Here is a 15,691-nt window from a genome sequence, read left to right on the forward strand (position 1 = left end):
GGGTATCCATGATGGTTGACCTCAAGGTGATGGCCTACTTCAAGATTAGCCTTTCAACACGTAATTGGGACAGAGCCATTAAAAAGGCGTGCTCGGTCTTCCAATAGAGCTCGGGGCATCGGGATGATCGTTGTAGGGGTTAGTCGCTTGCGTCGATCTTGGGGTTCTTCAAATCCTCGGTCATAGATCAATCCACCTTTAGCTGTAAATAGCCCTCTTTGATGCAGCAACCCCGAACCTCGATCACCAATCCAATACCAAAACAGTCGGATTGTCTGAGGCAATCCTTGGCAAAATTGATTCAGCAAACGCGCTCTCTCTTGCCGAGGGGGTTTGCCATAATCTTTTGAATAAACATGGAGTTCAACTTCTGCTTTTCCGCAGACTGCCATGATTTCTCGTAACGTACTCAAATCACCTGGTCGTGTTGGACAGATGTAGTTGTCATAGATCGTAACTTTTTCGGCATTCAGTAATAAGGCCTTGGCCGCTCCAGCAAGTGATGTCGCGTCACGATTAAACTGAGTATTGAAATCAAAATCGTCATCATCAAGGTCTTGCCAGTTAGCGATGTAGTGCGGGCGATTATCTGTCGTTCCGTCAACAACACGGTGGAAAGGTTGGGCTTGTGCGTATTCCGGTGAAGTTGAACAGTGATTCCGGAATCTGTGAACACCATTTCCGGAAAGTATGCGGACAGAGATTCTTCGAGCAGAAGCTGAGCTTTGAGGGGAGACATCTTTTCGACTCACCGAACAAGCCAGCAGCCAAGCGCAGCGCGGCAGTTGTGGATCCAAGACGTTGGAACAGGACGGTTCATCTGACATCAGAGTACGTGCTCTGAGGTGTCCGGAATCGGTGTACACGCAAGCCGGAATCAGCGTTCATTTTAAACCGGAATAGGTGTTCATTTTCGACCGGAATATGCAGCTTGATGGCTGTCCACTGCAGCTTCACGCCATGGGGCTCCCGCGAATTCACGGTTAAAGCTAACCAAGCGTGACTCTTTGATCCTGAGGAGTTTCTCTGTTGCTTTATCTATCTGCTGGGCATTTAACGCAGTGGCAAGGTGGTCTGATACCTCTTTAAGCCAGTTTTCAGGGAAGCGCGAGAGAACCGCTCCTTTATCAAATCCCAAACGGGCCTCTAACAGGTTGAGGTCGGCCATATTTCGGATTTGGTTCGGGGAGATAGCAAATTCGAGATGCAGCATTAGAATAGCTCCTCCCGGCGTTCAGCAAAGAAACCATTCGGCCAAGGGGCATCAAATTCCCCTTCATCTGTGGTCTTGATGGGGAGCAGCCGCGTTTTTCCTTTTTCCTGCTCGCAGAAGATAATCTGGATATCCTCTTTCCGGCAGTAACAGCTGTGATTATCCGTGATGTCACCCTCTGCGGATTGGCGGCGTCGCTTAAGCAACCTTAACATCAGATGTTCGCTATGGGTTTCTATCAGAAACATCCGCTCTGGATCCTTGTGGCAGGCAGTCAGCATCATATCGGCTAGGCTGAGCTGCCATCTGGGGTGGATATGCAGTTCGGGCTGTTCGCAAGAGATCATCACACCTGATTGCTCCAGACAGGTGGCGGCAATAAAGGGGAAGACTTGCGAGACACCCACACCAACATCACAGGGGCGCAGCGGTGTATTGGCATTAGCTTCGGTTAATTGCACCTGACGCTGTTGTAGCGGAACCTCTCCTTGAAAGCTGGCTTTGAAGTTATAACTGGAATTGAGCAAATCCACATGGTTGAAGCACTGATTAACCTGCTCGCGGTACCCATCAGAACCAAAAGCAAAGTGATCCCAGCCTGCTGTGCCATCATACCAGCGAGTACGATTAGGTCTGTTTTCAAGCACAGTTCCTTTTCCTGGCACAATTCTCAATGGGCCGATATGGAGCAAGTTGAGCAGCTTCTGGCCCAGGAGTCGAAGTGGTGCCAGTGCGGCTTGCGATAGTGCTGCTTCGACAAACAGACGAGCTGCCAACGGGTGATCAGGATAAATTTCCTCCCATGTGACTTGGGCTCCAGACAAGTCAATTCGTCTGGTAACGGGAGGGAGGGCATCTTGGCCTCGGATATATACGGTTTCCCACTGGCCGGAAGCAAAAACATTTCCTAACTCAAAGGCCTCATCGATGTACCAATGGGGAAGTGGAGCATAGTGAGTAATGGCCACATCGGGTTTGCCCGCTTGCACCTCAAACCGTAGGTAAGTTTGCCCTTGGCTTGAGCACTCGAAGCGGCTGACGAATGCTCTGTGTTTGAAGTCATCCCAGCTGATATCCAGCTCAAATGAGATGATGTCTGCGGTTGCATCCGGCCCGTAGTGTAAGTTGGTTTCAAGCAGCCAATCTTCTGGGGTGGTCAGGAAATCGTGCCAGATATCTGCGGTAGCATCCCGAAAGTCCAGCGTAGCGCCCAAGGTAATGGTGTTGTTGAGATCTTTGCCATGCACCAGGTTGTGAAATCCGCCAAGCCAGAGTTGCTCACCGGTGATAGAGCTGTATTGCGGATCAAAATTGCGCTCAACAATGATTTCATAGAGATAGAGCAGCGCCTGCAGCACGGTGCTTTTGCCGGTACTGTTAGGGAAGGTGCGAATAAGTCACCAAACATAAAAATGCGCCCTTGTAAGCATTTGAATTTAATAAACTAAATTTTTCAGTTTCGTTGTGGAGGGTGCTTATTCGCACCCTCCCTTACTCAAATAACCTGAAATAAGTCTTAGAGATCCCCTCATTTTTCGAGACTCAAATAATTCCAAGAGTGCGGGTATATAAACGATGTTGCTTCAGGTAGTAGACAAACTTTTCCATCAGCAGGGCCGCATTGGCCTCTTTCATCTTTGGCAGCAGCTGGTAATAGATGACACCCTGCCGGAAGAACGAATAAGTCCTTGTCTTGCTGGTGTTGACCTTGATGGTTCTCTCCAGCCCGGCGCTGTCTCCGGCCTTACCCAGCAGGGTCAGCAAGACGATGGCCAGCGCACTGAACAGAAATAGCCGGTCTCGGCGGGCCGGGTTGCTGATATGCACTTCCCCCATGCCCATGCCGAATTTGTAGTCCTTGATGTCGCGAAAACTGGTCTCGATGCCCCAGCGTTGACCATATAGTTGCAGCGCCTTGGCTGCGTTCAAGTCGACCCGGTTACTGGCCAGAAACCAGGGCTCCTTCATGCCGCTCTTGTGGCAGCAATAGACCCGCTCGACGCGCTGGCGCTGCCCGGTGAGCTCCACCTCTTTGAGCGTGCGGGTGCGCCCGGTCGGGGTCAGCCAGTTACTGGCGGGAACCTGCTCTATGCCAGGGTAACCGACCAGGATATTGCCTTTAAAACGAATGACATAGGCAAAGCCTAACTCTTGCTCAAGTCGTTCAAACAGCTCCATATAACCAAAGCCTCGGTCGGCGACCACGGTCACGAAAACACCGTCCGGCAGCGTCTGCTTGAGCTTGGTCAGCAGCTCCCGTTCGTGGGCATTTCGCTGCCCCTTGAGCAGGGATTTGCGGTGCGTCTTCCACAGCAACGGGGTGTTGCGTCCGTGGCTGGTTTGCAGGCTGATAACCAGGGTGCTGTGGTCATCGGCATCGAACTCGGTCCAGTCCATGGAGACCACGATCTCGGTGCGCTCACCGACCACATACGGGGTTCTAGGGATTTTCCGTCCAAAAACGACAAAGTGCTCTGGAGGCCCCGCCGTCTGTGGCCTCCAGAGGGGTATTACTTTTTTCGAGATCCCTATTTGGGCTCTGTTTGAGTAAGATTTAGTCTTTTTGGGCTAAATCCATGGCATTCGAAGAACGTGTCCAAATCTTGTCCGAGGCAGAACAAGATGAGTTATATGGACCCCCCGCTTTCACCTCCGCCGACCAACGCTTCTTTTTCTCGCTGAACGATAAGGAACTGGCGATCGCTAAAAGCCTCCGTCATCGGGGCCAGCGTTACATGCTGGTGGTACTGCTGGGCTATTTCAAAGCCAAGCCGGTGGTGCTGAATCCCGGCTTTCATCAGATCAAGCAGGACCTCAAATACGTTTATCAAACCGTTCTACCAGGCCCAGGCTGTAGACCCTTTAATCTCACGCCAAAAGAGAACGAACGGATTTACCAACGTGTTTTCCAGCTCTGCAACTACCAGCGCTGGAATGTCAAAGACCATGGAGCGGCGTTGAGAGATTACTTATCCCAGCAAGCCAGAGCCTGGACAGCGCCTAGGCACCTCTTCGATGCGGCCATTGAATATTGTTCGGGGCAGAAGATCGCAATCCCTGCCTACAGCACGCTGCAAAAGATCATCAGTCAGGTGGTGGGAGACGAACAGGAACACATGGCCGCGCACCTTGAGCGTGCAATGTCACGCGGTCTTAAGCAAGCACTGGCGGAGCTCGTGAACGGCACAGGTCCACTGCCGTTCCGACAGTTGCGACAATCGGCTCGTAACTTCACCGGAACCGAGTTGGAGAAAGAACTGATTGTCTATCGCCATATCCAGCATTGGATGCCGGAAGTGGATCTGCTGTTGAGCACGCTATCACTGTCGCAGAAAAATCTGCAACACCTGGCAGAGAAAGTCGACTACTACGGTGCCAAACTGAAACGTCAAACCGTAGGCAGCCAATGGCTGTATTTATTGTGCTATCTTCAAACGCGATGGCAGCAAGCGCTGGAACGTATTGCCGATGGCTTTGTGCATCATGTCAGACAGACCAAACAGAAGGCAAAGGATTATGCGCAGGAAGCGGTGTTTAAGGATTGGCAAAAAGCAGCTAAAAATGTCAGCAAGGCAGCTGAAGTACTGCACCTGTTCATTGATGACAGCATTGATCTGCAACTACCGTTTGCAACAGTAAGACAGCAAGCACTGAGCCTGCTGACCAAAAGGGATCTGGAATCTGTATGTCTCTTCCTGAACGAGCAGCGACGATCGGTCGATGAAGCCATGTGGCAGTACTGCGACGAGAAAGAAAGTCTGCGGAAAGGTTTGCTGCGAGAGTTGTTCCTATGTCTGCGCTTCGAAGGCTGCGACGGCACCCAGCACTTAGCGGCCGCCTTGGCGAAAACACAAAACGAACTCAACGGCCAGGACGCTCAGTTGCAAACTGCCGACACCAGACTCCTTTCCAAAAAATCACGTGAATTCCTGCTGGATGGTGAAGGGAATATCCTGATCGATCGTTATGAGTGGTTCCTCTATCAACAGATTCCTGATCGCCTGAATGGCCAGCTGACGCTGCCTGATATCACTAAATACCGGGCACTCGACGCCGACCTGATCGACGGGGAACATTGGCGAAAAAACAAATATACGCTGCTTCAACAGAGCCATTTTACAAAATTAGCGGAGGAGCCTGAAAAGCTGATCAAACAGATGGCCATGGAATTGGATACCCGTTTGTACGAAGTCGGCGAATATCTTGAACAGGAAGACAACCGGAATATCATCTTGCGTAATCCGCAGGGTAAACGCTTCTGGCGCCTGCCTTCGGCCAGCAAACATCATCTGGTCAACAATCCCTTCTTCCAGCAAATTCCCACAACGGGGATTGCGGATGTACTGCGCATGGTTGATCGTGACACCGGTTTCATTGACTGCTTCGCTCATGTGCTGGGTTCCCAATCCAGAAGCCGTTCCCATGAATATGACCTGTTGGCAATTCTGGTCGGCAATGCAACCAATCAAGGCATTTACGGCATGGCACAGATCTCTGATCGTACCTATGATCAGCTCAGCACTATCCAGGCGAACTATCTTCGCCTGGAAACATTGAATGCTGCTAACGACAACATCAATAACGCGACAGCCAAGCTACCCATCTTCCGGTACTACAACATCCAGGAAGATGTGATCCACGCCAGTGCCGATGGTCAAAAGTTCGAAGCCCGGCGCGAGACCTTCAAAACCCGTTATTCGTCGAAGTACTTTGGCACTCAAAAAGGTGTTTCTGCCATGACCTTGATCGCCAATCACGCTGCGATCAACGCCAGAGTGATCGGCGCCAACGAACATGAATCGCACTACATCTTTGATTTGTTGATGAGCAATACGTCAGACATCATTCCGGATGTGCTCTCAACCGATACCCATGGGGTGAACCATGTGAACTTCGCGTTACTGGATCTGTTCGGATACCAGTTTGCCCCACGCTATGCCCAGGTTGGCAAAGTGATCAATGACATGTTTGATGTCAAGGAAGACAAAGAACACCGAATTCAGCTGTGCTTAAAAAAGCCAATCAATACCCATCGTATTGCGCAGCACTGGGATACCATCCAACGGATTGCAGTATCACTTAAGCAGCGGAAAACAACGCAAGCCACCTTGGTGAGAAAGCTCTCGGAGTACAAGCGCAATCACCCGCTGCTGGAAGCCCTGACGGAATACAATCGCCTGGTGAAAGCGAATTATCTACTGTGCTACATCGATGATGCCAGTTTAAGAAACTATGTTCAGCGCGCGCTGAACCGGGGAGAGGCCTATCACCAACTGCGTCGGGCCGTGAGCAGCGTCAATGGGGATCAGTTCCGGGGCAGTTCAGACGAAGAAATCCAGCTATGGAATGAGTGCGCTCGCCTGGTCACCAATGCCATCGTTTACTTCAACTCCAGGATACTCAGCCAGCTGTTGACCAGCTTCGAATACCAAGGAGATACCAAGAGAATAGATATCGTCAAACAGGCATCCCCTGTGGCCTGGCACAACATTAACCTCAAGGGGACTTACCACTTCGAATTGAGCGAAAAATTGCCAGATCTGGAGGAGCTTATGCGCTCAATCGAGGGATATTTACCCGTCAGCGAAAAGTAATACCCCTCTGGAGGCCACGGACGGCGCGGCCTCCAGAGCACTTTGTCGTTTTTGGACGGAAAATCCCTAGAACCCCACATACGGGACCCAATCGTCAAATAGATTCCAGACGTTGAGCTTGGTGTTGGTAAGCAGGCGATCCACCTGTTTCACGGCGTACTTGCGTTCGAGGCCGTTGGCCAGGGAGAGGCCATTGCCGATGGCGTGGATAGCCAATGAGCCCGACTCGATAACCCCGAGGGTGGCATTGGCGAGGGAAAGCACCCGCTTGGCGTGCATGTCCTGGCCAAATATGTCATCGATATGGTTGAGGATCATTTCGTGGTTAAGCATGGGGGGCTGTCGTTCGGTATTGGCTGGTCAAGACTGGCGATCATACCCCATAAGCCGCGCCACGCCTCGCTCTTATGAGGGGATGGCTAAGGAAATAAGTATAACTCTTGCCACCAATACGGCTCTGGAACAGCGCCAGATAGAGGGGGTGTTTGTTCGGTGGCTTATTTCATCTTTCGAACTACAGTCCGCATCTTTCTTAGTGAGATGCTCCATTAAATTTACATATTAGCATATTTTATAATGACCGTTTCGATAGCCCTTAATTGTCCCAGCAATTTGGATCTACGTTCAGTGGATTGGAGATAGTCAGTCTCAAATTTGGAACGCATCCCCGGAAACTCCTCACTCAACCGCTGATACTCTTCACTTTCTCCAATTATAGTCAAAAGTTCAGCTTGATACTGACCAGCTTGGCACTGCAGTTGTTCAACAAAATGTTGCTGCGTTGCAGCAATGGATGCCATGTTTTTTTTAATAACGGCTGGCGGCATTACATCTCGGTGAAATACCTCAACAAATATTGTATCGTAAAATAGTGGCGTTTTGTAATATTTAGCCGGTTCACCGGCAATTTTAAATTGAGCGAGCAGACCACGTTTTTGCAATCGAAGAACCTGCCTGTAAACTTTACGGTATGCACCGAGTTCTGCTGGGGTTGACCGCAGCGCTAAGTAGTCTACATAAGCATCTCGAAGTTCCTTTAGGGTGAATCCGTCCAAACGATCTACAACCAATGTTTTATAGATTTCGGCTTGAATGGACACTTTTCTCTGTGATGACATGTTCAGGTTCCCACGACAGACACTTGTGAATTTGGCTGCTGCCGAAAGCTGCGGATTATAGTCCGTAGTCATGGGTTAGACAACTCTGGATAGTTCTTGTCTCAAAGAGAGACAAGAAATGAAAGACTTAGCGCGAATATTTGGCGAAAAGCTCCGCCAAAAAAGGACCCGTATGGGTGTATCACAAGACAGGCTGGCTTTGTTGGCCGAGATTGACCGAAGTTACGTCGGTCGGATTGAGAGGGGTGAGGTCAACATTACCCTTGAGAAGGCATATCAATTGGCAGAAGTGCTTCAGTGTGACATAAGGGACTTGTTACCCGCAGCGGCGCCTTCATCAACGAAAACTGCGAGTCGAGTAGGCCCAGAGTCACCCGAAGGGAAAAGCTAAAAATCTCTAGATGTTTAACATTTGAGCTAGCCTTCTCGGCAGCCCAACTTTACGCCTATCAGCGGCTTTCCGGTGCCCAACGGCCTCTGCAAGGTGGGCATGGTGACCCAACACAATTATTTCGCTTTGCGCCCTGGTGAGCGCCGTGTAGACAAGGCTGCGCTCAATGAGCGGCGAGCGTGATCCAGCCTTCGTAGGCAGGCAGATCACTATGCGCCGCCATTGCGAACCCTGAGATTTGTGCACCGTCAACGCATATCCCAATTCCAGGCTATCCAACAAGTTTTCGTGGAGAGGACGTTTCTCGCCATCGTCCCACAGAACCCAACCCAGTGTCGGCGACTCATCGGCGACCTCGCTATAGGGCGATAGAGTGTCTTCAATTTCTATCAACTGGCCAATCGAGCCGTTCTGAATCCCAATATCCCAATGGTTCTGGGTGCAGATCAGCAAGTCGCTCTCATAGATCCCTGTGTGTTCCCACATGTCCTGTTCAACATTCCATAGGCACAGTGGCTTGCGTCCCGGCGACAGGGCTCCCTGTACCATCTGATTAATCATACCAGCCACTTTTCGCGTGGCGCAGAGAACCACCGTGTCCTCTGGTTGTTCGAGATACAGTTTTGTCCCAAGGTCCCCCATGTCTGTCTCATCCGCCTCGATGAAGCGAACCTGCTGAGTGAATCGTTCAGGCACAGGGAACGCGCCATTCTTCACGCTGTTGGCGATGTCGGCAATTTCGTTGCCGAAGCGCTTGGCGATCTTCAGTTCGACATGCGGGATCTTCGGTATTTCAGCCAGGCAATGCAGGATTAAGCCGGGACCCACCGGAGGAAGTTGGTGCGGATCCCCGATCAGAACAATCTTCGAGTCCACATTGGCAAAACGGATGGCTCCACTGAAACTGATGAGATCGACCATTGATGCCTCATCGATCACCAACGCCATACGGCCGGTTGCATTAGCCTCATTACGACCTTCGTCTTCCTTCATTCTCTTGATGAAGCTGGCGAGCGTGATGGCCGGACGGTTGGTAGCCTCCATCATCCGCTTCACTGCCTTGCCAGCCAGTGCGAGTTGGGTGATGTGGTAACCCTGTGCCTCAAGTACCTCATTGATGCACTTGAGAACGGTGGTTTTGCCGCATCCTGCACCGCCCGTCACCACTGCAAAGTCGTTGTTGGCAATCAAATGCACGGCCTCACGCTGCTCCTGGTTCAGCCGAAAGCCATTGCCCTCACGTTCCTCGTAAACGTGAATAACATCGTCAACGTCGCACGGGAGACCCTCGCGGCCGATCCGTTCCCTGATACAATCCACGACCTTGCTCTCAAGGATGGATGCGCCAAGGCTGTAGGCATTGCCATCTCGGTCGTAGAGCAACCGTCCTGTTGCCTCGCTCTGCGCGATCGCCTTCTCGATCAGGTCCCGGCTATGCTGCTCGCCCGTCAGGATTGAGCCAAGGCCAGCGACCAGATTAGCGCGCGAAACATAAGTATCACCCAAGCTGAATCGGCGATAGACGGTCTCCTCAATGGCAGCGGCGAGGCGGCGTTCGTCATCTCGATCAACACCAAACTGCTCTATGGCGAGTTTGTCAACCTCCGACCACCCCGCTGAAAAGCTCAACAGGCGGTAGGGGTTCTCGGAAATCTTCTCGCTGGCTTCACTGCCGAAGTAGCCAAGGATGCGTCGGCCAATCGTGAGCCCCATACCGTGACCCTGAAGCCATTGCAGGCTGTTGCTCAGCCCTTCTTCCTGCCATCCTTGGACAAGCCTTGTGGCCCTCTGTGGTTTAATAACATTGGCCAAGGCTGTCGTGTCACCATTATCAAGAATGCCGAACAGGGCGTCACCAAAGGTCTCCCAAAGTCGTTCGGCAGTAATCTTGCCGATCCCTTCGAACCGGGGATTGCGGGCGAGGTATTCAACGATGTGGATCCCCGAGGGCTTGCGTAAGGCCGCATCGCCCGGCTCAACCTCCATCTGCTCCTCGGTTATTTTAAAGCCGCCGCTGTTGATGAAGGTTCGGGACTCGATTTTCCCAGCCACGCTCCACCATTGGCCAGGCAAGACCGTCACCCCAATTCCATGGCTTTGTATTCTGACGATCAGGGCATGGGAAGTATCCAGGATCTCCCCATCGCTCGTGATCCTCTGACCACGGAAGATCACGCCGTTCTTATTCTGGACTCGAACCTGAATTACCCGTACAAACGCCGTCCGACGGGCGCTGGACTGTCTCACCACGGAAGCCTCCCGGTGGTGTGCAGGATCTCATCCATTCCCTTCAGCTTGTCGAGTTGCTTGCGCAACTCACGGTTCTCCGCCTTGACGGCTTCGTTCTCTTCTTGGATCTGCTTGATGCGAGCATCGCTTATTGCGCGTTGTTGATGCTGTCTTGGCACGATCTCTGCGGGCTTGGCGACACGAAGCTTGAGTACGCCTTCGTCCTCAAGCCGTTTGTTCAACGCAGGCCAATGGCGGTCTCGGATCTCGGGATTTGTGTAGAACACGTCACGGTTGAGGCCGCACTCACGGGCGATCCTCGAGATGCTGAGTACGCCCTGGTGAATGTACGGCTTGAAGTCATCAACATGGGTTACCCAGTCAATGAAGGCTTGCTCATTAAGCTGGCCGTCCTTGATGCCGTTGGACCCTTTCGCTGCACTCATTCCCAAACTCCGTCGAAGCACTTGCTGGTTGTGTGGTGTCCATGTGCAATCCTTTTACAGAAGGGGTCTTTTGTAAAAACTCGAATCAACACTTCGGCGAGCAGCCCCCCTGCACTCGCCGTGAGTGCCGCCTGGATTGTTGGGTCGCTATGGTCAGTCACGGATTTTCGCGGCAAATATGGTTTCTCTCCCTCGGCATAAAACCGCCGGGGCCCCTACCATTGATTCCATGTACCCTTGACAGCCCTTCGCTTATTTATTCGCCTCGTAAAACGCATCAAGCAGCTTGCGTAGGTCGATTTCCCTGCTTGTGGTATTCAGGAAGGCATCCAATTTATCGACCTGCTGCGCTCTGACCGTTTCCAGTTCTTCCCGAAGCGCCAGGTTTTTTGCTTCCAATTCACCGATCTTCTTCTGAAGGACGGAACGTGCCGCCGTCTTGTATTTTGGCGCGGTGTCGTTGTGCATCCGGCGTTGAATGTTCTTGGCTTCACTGAACGCCTCAGCAATGAGCTTGCGTCCACACCATTCCTTCTGGCTGAGCATCTGCCGGTTAAACGCATGACCAAATTTTTTCTTCGAGTGGGTCATGACGTTTTCCCAGGTAACCGGTATCTGGGAATCCGGGAACAGTGAGACCATTCTGGCAATCTTCCGCGCCAGTTCCTCTGTCAGGACCTCCTTACGCCCCAGCTTGCCAGCAGGCTCACTCATCAGTGGCTCCTTCGCTATCATCAAGTTCGTCGTTATCGTCATCGGGCGCGAGCAGAGATCGTTCATCCTTCAGGCCCTGTGCCGTCGTGGCAAACTGCGGGTACTTCTCGACCATGGCAAGCCGTTCCTGCTCAATCCGTTCATGACCCCCGTGGGCATCCACCGCCAGTTCTGTACCGGGAGCGGCATGACGTGTCGGGTTGTGGTACTTCATCAAGGCACCATTGGTGACTGTCGGATCGTCCAGCCGCTCTACAAAGCCCGTTGCCACAAAGGCTTCGTGGATCGTGTTCTTGAGCACCGTGTCCTTGATCTCGTGCTTGATCTCGTGGAAGCGCGCGATCAGTTCATCCGTCATTTGCGCTGGGATCAGTCCGCGTTCGACCAAGTGACAAAGGTGCTGGGTCAGGTTTTCCTGATCATCCGCAATCTCGCGGCCATGGATGGTCACCATCTGCTCCACGATGTTCAGAATGGCTGCATGCAACTCATTTGCGCGTGTCCTCGTCCGGTCATTGGTCGGAATATGACCTTTGACCAGATAATTGTTGTTGCAGGGCAGGCAAGAGGTATAGGCACGGCAGGGCTTCTCGTGGTGCTGATGCGAGCAAATGCCATACCACGAAGGGTAAACAATGATGATCTGTTCGCCTGTCCTGGCGATGGGCCGGTCTGTGGTGGCAGCCGATATGGCGTCCATGGTCGTCCCGCCAATCCCGGCGTCGTGGACGGTCACAATATCGATCTTGGGTCCATATTCGTCTTCCAGTTTGCGGCAGGACGTCATCCCTTTCGAGAGTTCGGTCAGCTCCACGGGGTCGGGCATGGCGCTCGCCGCCGCCTTGGTTTCCGCTGAGCGGAAGTCATAGTGCCAGAGCTGTGCAACGCTGAGCCGGTTGGCCCACTTGTTGATTAGCACGTCGGAGAGCTTTTCGCCGTAGGTCAGGGCCATGGTCGTCAGCCAGCGGCGCGGGTCATGGGTGTTAATTTCCGCGATCTGCGTGACCCCGTTGACGGGCATCGTGATTTTTAGTTTTTCGAAGAGGGTGGGCAGCAACCCCAACTGCTGTCGCTCTTCCGTGGGTCGCTTCAATCGATGCCTAATGAAAGAGTATTTGACCGCGCCGGGTAGGTAGGGGGATGCATCATGATCGAAGAGGAACAGCATCTTTGCAAGATCGCCCTTGTAGTTGTTTTCATTTGATACGAAGCGACAATTCGCCAACGCAGTGCCGACGTTGGCCAGCAGGAGCGGCTCAATGTCGTCCCAGCGGGAGGCGTAAACTTCTTTGTTTGTGGTTGATCTGCCATTTTTATTGAAGGGATTCGGATTCGGTATTCTGAAGCGCTTGGCGCTGGGCACTCTCATCAAATTCTTTGCTGTCCGGGATGATGAATTGCCAGCCTGATCCGACAAGTTGATGATGTTTGCAAGCGTGCGAACTGTGAGGTTGGTGCCGCGTAGATGCTCCAGTTCAGGAGGCAGGTAGAGTCGATCTGGGTGCTGCTGGTACCACTGGACGAGCATTCGGGAGCGCTCGCCATGCGCTAGGATGATATTCAGGCAATAGTTGAAAATGTCGATCATGAAGTTGAGCACGGGCTTGGCGCTCCACTGTGCCCCTTTACTACCCTTCATGGTGATGAGCAGCATCTGGTGTGCCGCGTGCACTGCGTCGGTGTCCTTGCTCGGCACACGTCGCACGTAGTCGCTGACGCTCACATGGTCGTCAACGCTCAGACATAGTAGTTCATTGATGCGGGAAGGTGCACACAGTGCCAGCCCCATCGTCGCGAGTGCGACCCGATCCCCAGCGGACAGGCGTGCATCGTTGGCGAGCAGGGCATTGAATGCCTCATTGAGCGCTTCGATCTTTCGATCAAGCACTGCGGTTTTGGCCTGTCGTGATTGCTCTTGGTGAGAAACTCGAAGCTTATTCAGTTCAGAGCGGGTTTCCTGCGCCATGCGGTATCGCAGGTGAGGTACGATGCCTTTGGCCGCGAGCGTGTCCAAGATTCGGCCGATTTGGTCAAGCATTGACAATGTAGCATTGGCAGAACACGGATTGCTGCGGCTGCGCTGGAGTGCGGTTGTTTCGATGGCTTTCAGGTCGACATGACCGAGGTCAAACGGGCTGTCTGCAGGGGCAAATCGAAGCAGGCGCATAGAACTAAGGTATTGTTTAATGTGCTTGACCTTCTCCCCGAGAACGATCTCCGCGACAATGCAACGCAACGCATCGGCAAAGCTTGGGTGTTTGTCGGCAAAGTCGACCAGAGCAGTAGTGAAGTTAACATCGGGTGAGTCCGTGAGGGTGACGCCTTTCAGGGGCCAGCGGTCGGCATCAAATACAATGGTGGGATAACGCTGTTCCATGCGCTGTTGGCAATCGGCCAGCCATTTCTTGAGCGCCAGTTCGCGCTTCGAACGGTCGAGGTCAGCTGGTCGGTTCATGGTCAGGCTCCTGTTGGGCGAGGGCATTTTGATACTGGTTAGCCGCCGCCACGACCAGCATGACGTAGTGTTTGGCCGTCTTGAACTGGTTGGCAAGCTCCCGAAATGGCAGGCCACCGCCTTCGTATTTGATGATCTCGGACTCTGCGAAACGCAGGTTGATGCTGTGATCGGCATCGAAGCAGGGCGTGAAGCAGTGGCAGGGGTAACAGGCAAGTGGGGCGTACTGGCAGGCGTTCGTCTTGCCGCATTCACCGGTGAGCTCACGGCGTCCAGTCGCCAGTTCGATGCTATTGATGGCCTTTTCCGGGGCCATCGGATCGTTCTTAGACCGAAATGCTGGGAAGTGCGCGTCAAAGGCTGGTTCCATCGCCTCGCTCAACGTGTCAATCAGACCCTGAAAGGCAATATCGACGTAAGTCTGGCAGGTGGTGTGGGAGGCGTGCTTGAGTATTGCCGCGATGGTCGGCGCCGAGCAGCCGGCCACGGCGAGTTGTGTGCCAACCGTATGTCGCAGACCGTGGAAGTCGAAGCGAATCGGATCAAGTAGTTTCAGGATTGGGTCAAGGTAACCGCCTCTGAAACTTAAATGATTTGGTTCGCCGAAATGCGCTCGGGCGTGTTTTGATACCCAGCGACCATCTGAGCCAACCCTGCGTGCAGGAAACAGGGCCAGCTTGCCGATATCATCGTAGGCCACCAAGTGTCCCCAAGTCTTGATGACCTTGGTGCGTTGAGCTTCGAGCAGTTCCCCTACGATGCTATCGAGCACGTAAGTGATCTTTTTGAGTGAATTGGCGCTGACGCGGGTTTTTTGAGGAATGACCCACAGGAAGTAGGTTTTTTCCTGCGTTTCTGGGTCAACGTCGATTTGCAGATCGGCCAGCGTAAGACGCTTATAGCTGGACGGCCTGCAATACACATGAAAGGCCAAATGCAGGAAGGCGAAATGCCCGATGTCGATGGCGCCGTTCTCGTAGGCATCTTCGCTTCGCCGCAGGATTTCCACTTGTGCGGCGCGCGAGAGCGCCTTGGCGAGGATGGTGTCGATTCGTTTTCCATGATAGCCCTTGACGGGCTTTTTCATCGGGAAGTCCTCGAGGACGAGGTTATGGGCAAACAGCGGTGATTCGCGGTGTTCGGCGAACAGTTGCCGGAATGTTGTGAGGTAACTTATGGGGACATCCGAAAGTATCGTTCGAAGGGTGAGCAGAAAGTCGTGGTCGATATGTGTGATTCGGGTATCGTCCGTCTGTTGTGACTGGACTGTATACAGCAGGCGTCTGATAGCTTTGAAATCGTTACTTATCGTCAAGAGCTTGATGCGTTTTCGGCGAGCGATCAGTGTGTCCTTTAATGTGAGGAGGAAACCATCTTCGTAGCCCGCGCGCAGTTTGCTCAGGTCGAATGACACAGTCTGTGTTCGCTGATCGTTTTTCGGACCTGAGGTCTCACTCATTTGCCATCTGAGTGGGACCGCATCATCCCATTCCGCAACCGTGTTGCCGATAACGTGGTGCACTACGCCCAT

General features: G+C 52.7%; 11 protein-coding genes and 2 pseudogenes. 2 read left to right on the forward strand and 11 right to left on the reverse strand.

The annotated features are described in order from the left end of the window. Window positions 1-53: 53 nt before the first annotated feature. From OKC42_RS18895 to OKC42_RS18910, 4 genes and pseudogenes are all read right to left on the reverse strand, one after another. Window positions 54-827, reverse strand: a complete 774-nt coding sequence (locus OKC42_RS18895) for a hypothetical protein (RefSeq protein ID WP_270820609.1) — start codon at window positions 825-827, stop codon at window positions 54-56. An 80-nt stretch (window positions 828-907) separates the two neighbouring features. Next, window positions 908-1,213 (reverse strand): hypothetical protein, encoded by a 306-nt coding sequence (locus tag OKC42_RS18900; RefSeq protein WP_270820610.1) that lies wholly within the window; start codon window positions 1,211-1,213, stop codon window positions 908-910. After that, the gene (locus tag OKC42_RS18905; protein WP_270820611.1) at window positions 1,213-2,571 is read right to left on the reverse strand and encodes a hypothetical protein; all 1,359 of its coding nucleotides are present in this window, start codon (window positions 2,569-2,571) and stop codon (window positions 1,213-1,215) included. The genes OKC42_RS18900 and OKC42_RS18905 overlap by 1 nt, the downstream gene beginning before the upstream one ends. Window positions 2,572-2,755: 184 nt before the next feature. Continuing rightward, window positions 2,756-3,649: pseudogene (locus OKC42_RS18910) on the reverse strand (IS4 family transposase); the annotation flags it as partial. A 140-nt stretch (window positions 3,650-3,789) separates the two neighbouring features. On the opposite strand from OKC42_RS18910, the gene OKC42_RS18915 reads away from it, so the two are divergent. Continuing rightward, window positions 3,790-6,807 (forward strand): Tn3-like element IS3000 family transposase, encoded by a 3,018-nt coding sequence (locus OKC42_RS18915; RefSeq protein WP_021740570.1) that lies wholly within the window; start codon window positions 3,790-3,792, stop codon window positions 6,805-6,807. A 75-nt stretch (window positions 6,808-6,882) separates the two neighbouring features. On the opposite strand, the pseudogene OKC42_RS18920 reads toward OKC42_RS18915, so the two are convergent. Continuing rightward, a pseudogene (locus OKC42_RS18920) lies at window positions 6,883-7,140 on the reverse strand (IS4-like element ISAs18 family transposase); the annotation flags it as partial. 221 nt (window positions 7,141-7,361) lie between these two features. Further along, entirely contained in the window at window positions 7,362-7,925 is a 564-nt protein-coding gene (locus tag OKC42_RS18925) for a hypothetical protein (protein WP_270820613.1), read from the reverse strand. A 118-nt stretch (window positions 7,926-8,043) separates the two neighbouring features. Between OKC42_RS18925 and OKC42_RS18930 the strand changes: the two genes are divergently transcribed. Next, the gene (locus OKC42_RS18930) at window positions 8,044-8,316 is read left to right on the forward strand and encodes a helix-turn-helix domain-containing protein (RefSeq protein ID WP_270820614.1); all 273 of its coding nucleotides are present in this window, start codon (window positions 8,044-8,046) and stop codon (window positions 8,314-8,316) included. Window positions 8,317-8,322: 6 nt separating this feature from the next. Here OKC42_RS18930 and OKC42_RS18935 read toward each other — a convergent pair whose 3' ends face one another. The 5 genes from OKC42_RS18935 to OKC42_RS18955 all read right to left on the reverse strand — a co-directional run bounded on the left by OKC42_RS18935 (window position 8,323) and on the right by OKC42_RS18955 (window position 15,691). Then, on the reverse strand, window positions 8,323-10,566 hold the full coding sequence (locus OKC42_RS18935; protein ID WP_270820616.1) for an ATP-dependent DNA helicase: 2,244 nt from the start codon (window positions 10,564-10,566) through the stop codon (window positions 8,323-8,325). Further along, window positions 10,560-10,991, reverse strand: coding sequence for a DUF6262 family protein (locus OKC42_RS18940; RefSeq protein ID WP_270820617.1), 432 nt, complete (start codon window positions 10,989-10,991; stop codon window positions 10,560-10,562). The genes OKC42_RS18935 and OKC42_RS18940 overlap by 7 nt, the downstream gene beginning before the upstream one ends. A gap of 252 nt (window positions 10,992-11,243) precedes the next feature. Then, window positions 11,244-11,705 (reverse strand): hypothetical protein, encoded by a 462-nt coding sequence (locus OKC42_RS18945; RefSeq protein WP_270820619.1) that lies wholly within the window; start codon window positions 11,703-11,705, stop codon window positions 11,244-11,246. After that, complete coding sequence (locus OKC42_RS18950; protein ID WP_270820620.1) at window positions 11,698-14,160, reverse strand: hypothetical protein; 2,463 nt, start codon at window positions 14,158-14,160, stop codon at window positions 11,698-11,700. Before OKC42_RS18950 ends, OKC42_RS18945 begins: the two co-directional genes overlap by 8 nt. Beyond that, the gene (locus tag OKC42_RS18955; RefSeq protein ID WP_270820621.1) at window positions 14,144-15,691 is read right to left on the reverse strand and encodes a tyrosine-type recombinase/integrase; all 1,548 of its coding nucleotides are present in this window, start codon (window positions 15,689-15,691) and stop codon (window positions 14,144-14,146) included. The genes OKC42_RS18950 and OKC42_RS18955 overlap by 17 nt, the downstream gene beginning before the upstream one ends.

Origin of the sequence: Aeromonas sp. Y311-2 (assembly GCF_027706025.1) — a bacterium.
GTDB classification, from domain to species: Bacteria; Pseudomonadota; Gammaproteobacteria; order Enterobacterales; family Aeromonadaceae; genus Aeromonas; species Aeromonas veronii.

Excerpts from the sequence above, each read along its gene's own strand:
- OKC42_RS18895 (WP_270820609.1), bottom strand. The coding sequence starts at position 827 with ATGTCAGATGAACCGTCCTGTTCCAACGTCTTGGATCCACAACTGCCG.
- OKC42_RS18900 (WP_270820610.1), bottom strand. The coding sequence starts at position 1,213 with ATGCTGCATCTCGAATTTGCTATCTCCCCGAACCAAATCCGAAATATG.
- OKC42_RS18915 (WP_021740570.1), top strand. The coding sequence starts at position 3,790 with ATGGCATTCGAAGAACGTGTCCAAATCTTGTCCGAGGCAGAACAAGAT.
- OKC42_RS18925 (WP_270820613.1), bottom strand. The coding sequence starts at position 7,925 with ATGTCATCACAGAGAAAAGTGTCCATTCAAGCCGAAATCTATAAAACA.
- OKC42_RS18930 (WP_270820614.1), top strand. The coding sequence starts at position 8,044 with ATGAAAGACTTAGCGCGAATATTTGGCGAAAAGCTCCGCCAAAAAAGG.
- OKC42_RS18940 (WP_270820617.1), bottom strand. The coding sequence starts at position 10,991 with ATGAGTGCAGCGAAAGGGTCCAACGGCATCAAGGACGGCCAGCTTAAT.
- OKC42_RS18945 (WP_270820619.1), bottom strand. The coding sequence starts at position 11,705 with ATGAGTGAGCCTGCTGGCAAGCTGGGGCGTAAGGAGGTCCTGACAGAG.
- OKC42_RS18950 (WP_270820620.1), bottom strand. The coding sequence starts at position 14,160 with ATGAACCGACCAGCTGACCTCGACCGTTCGAAGCGCGAACTGGCGCTC.
- OKC42_RS18955 (WP_270820621.1), bottom strand. The coding sequence starts at position 15,691 with ATGGGCGTAGTGCACCACGTTATCGGCAACACGGTTGCGGAATGGGAT.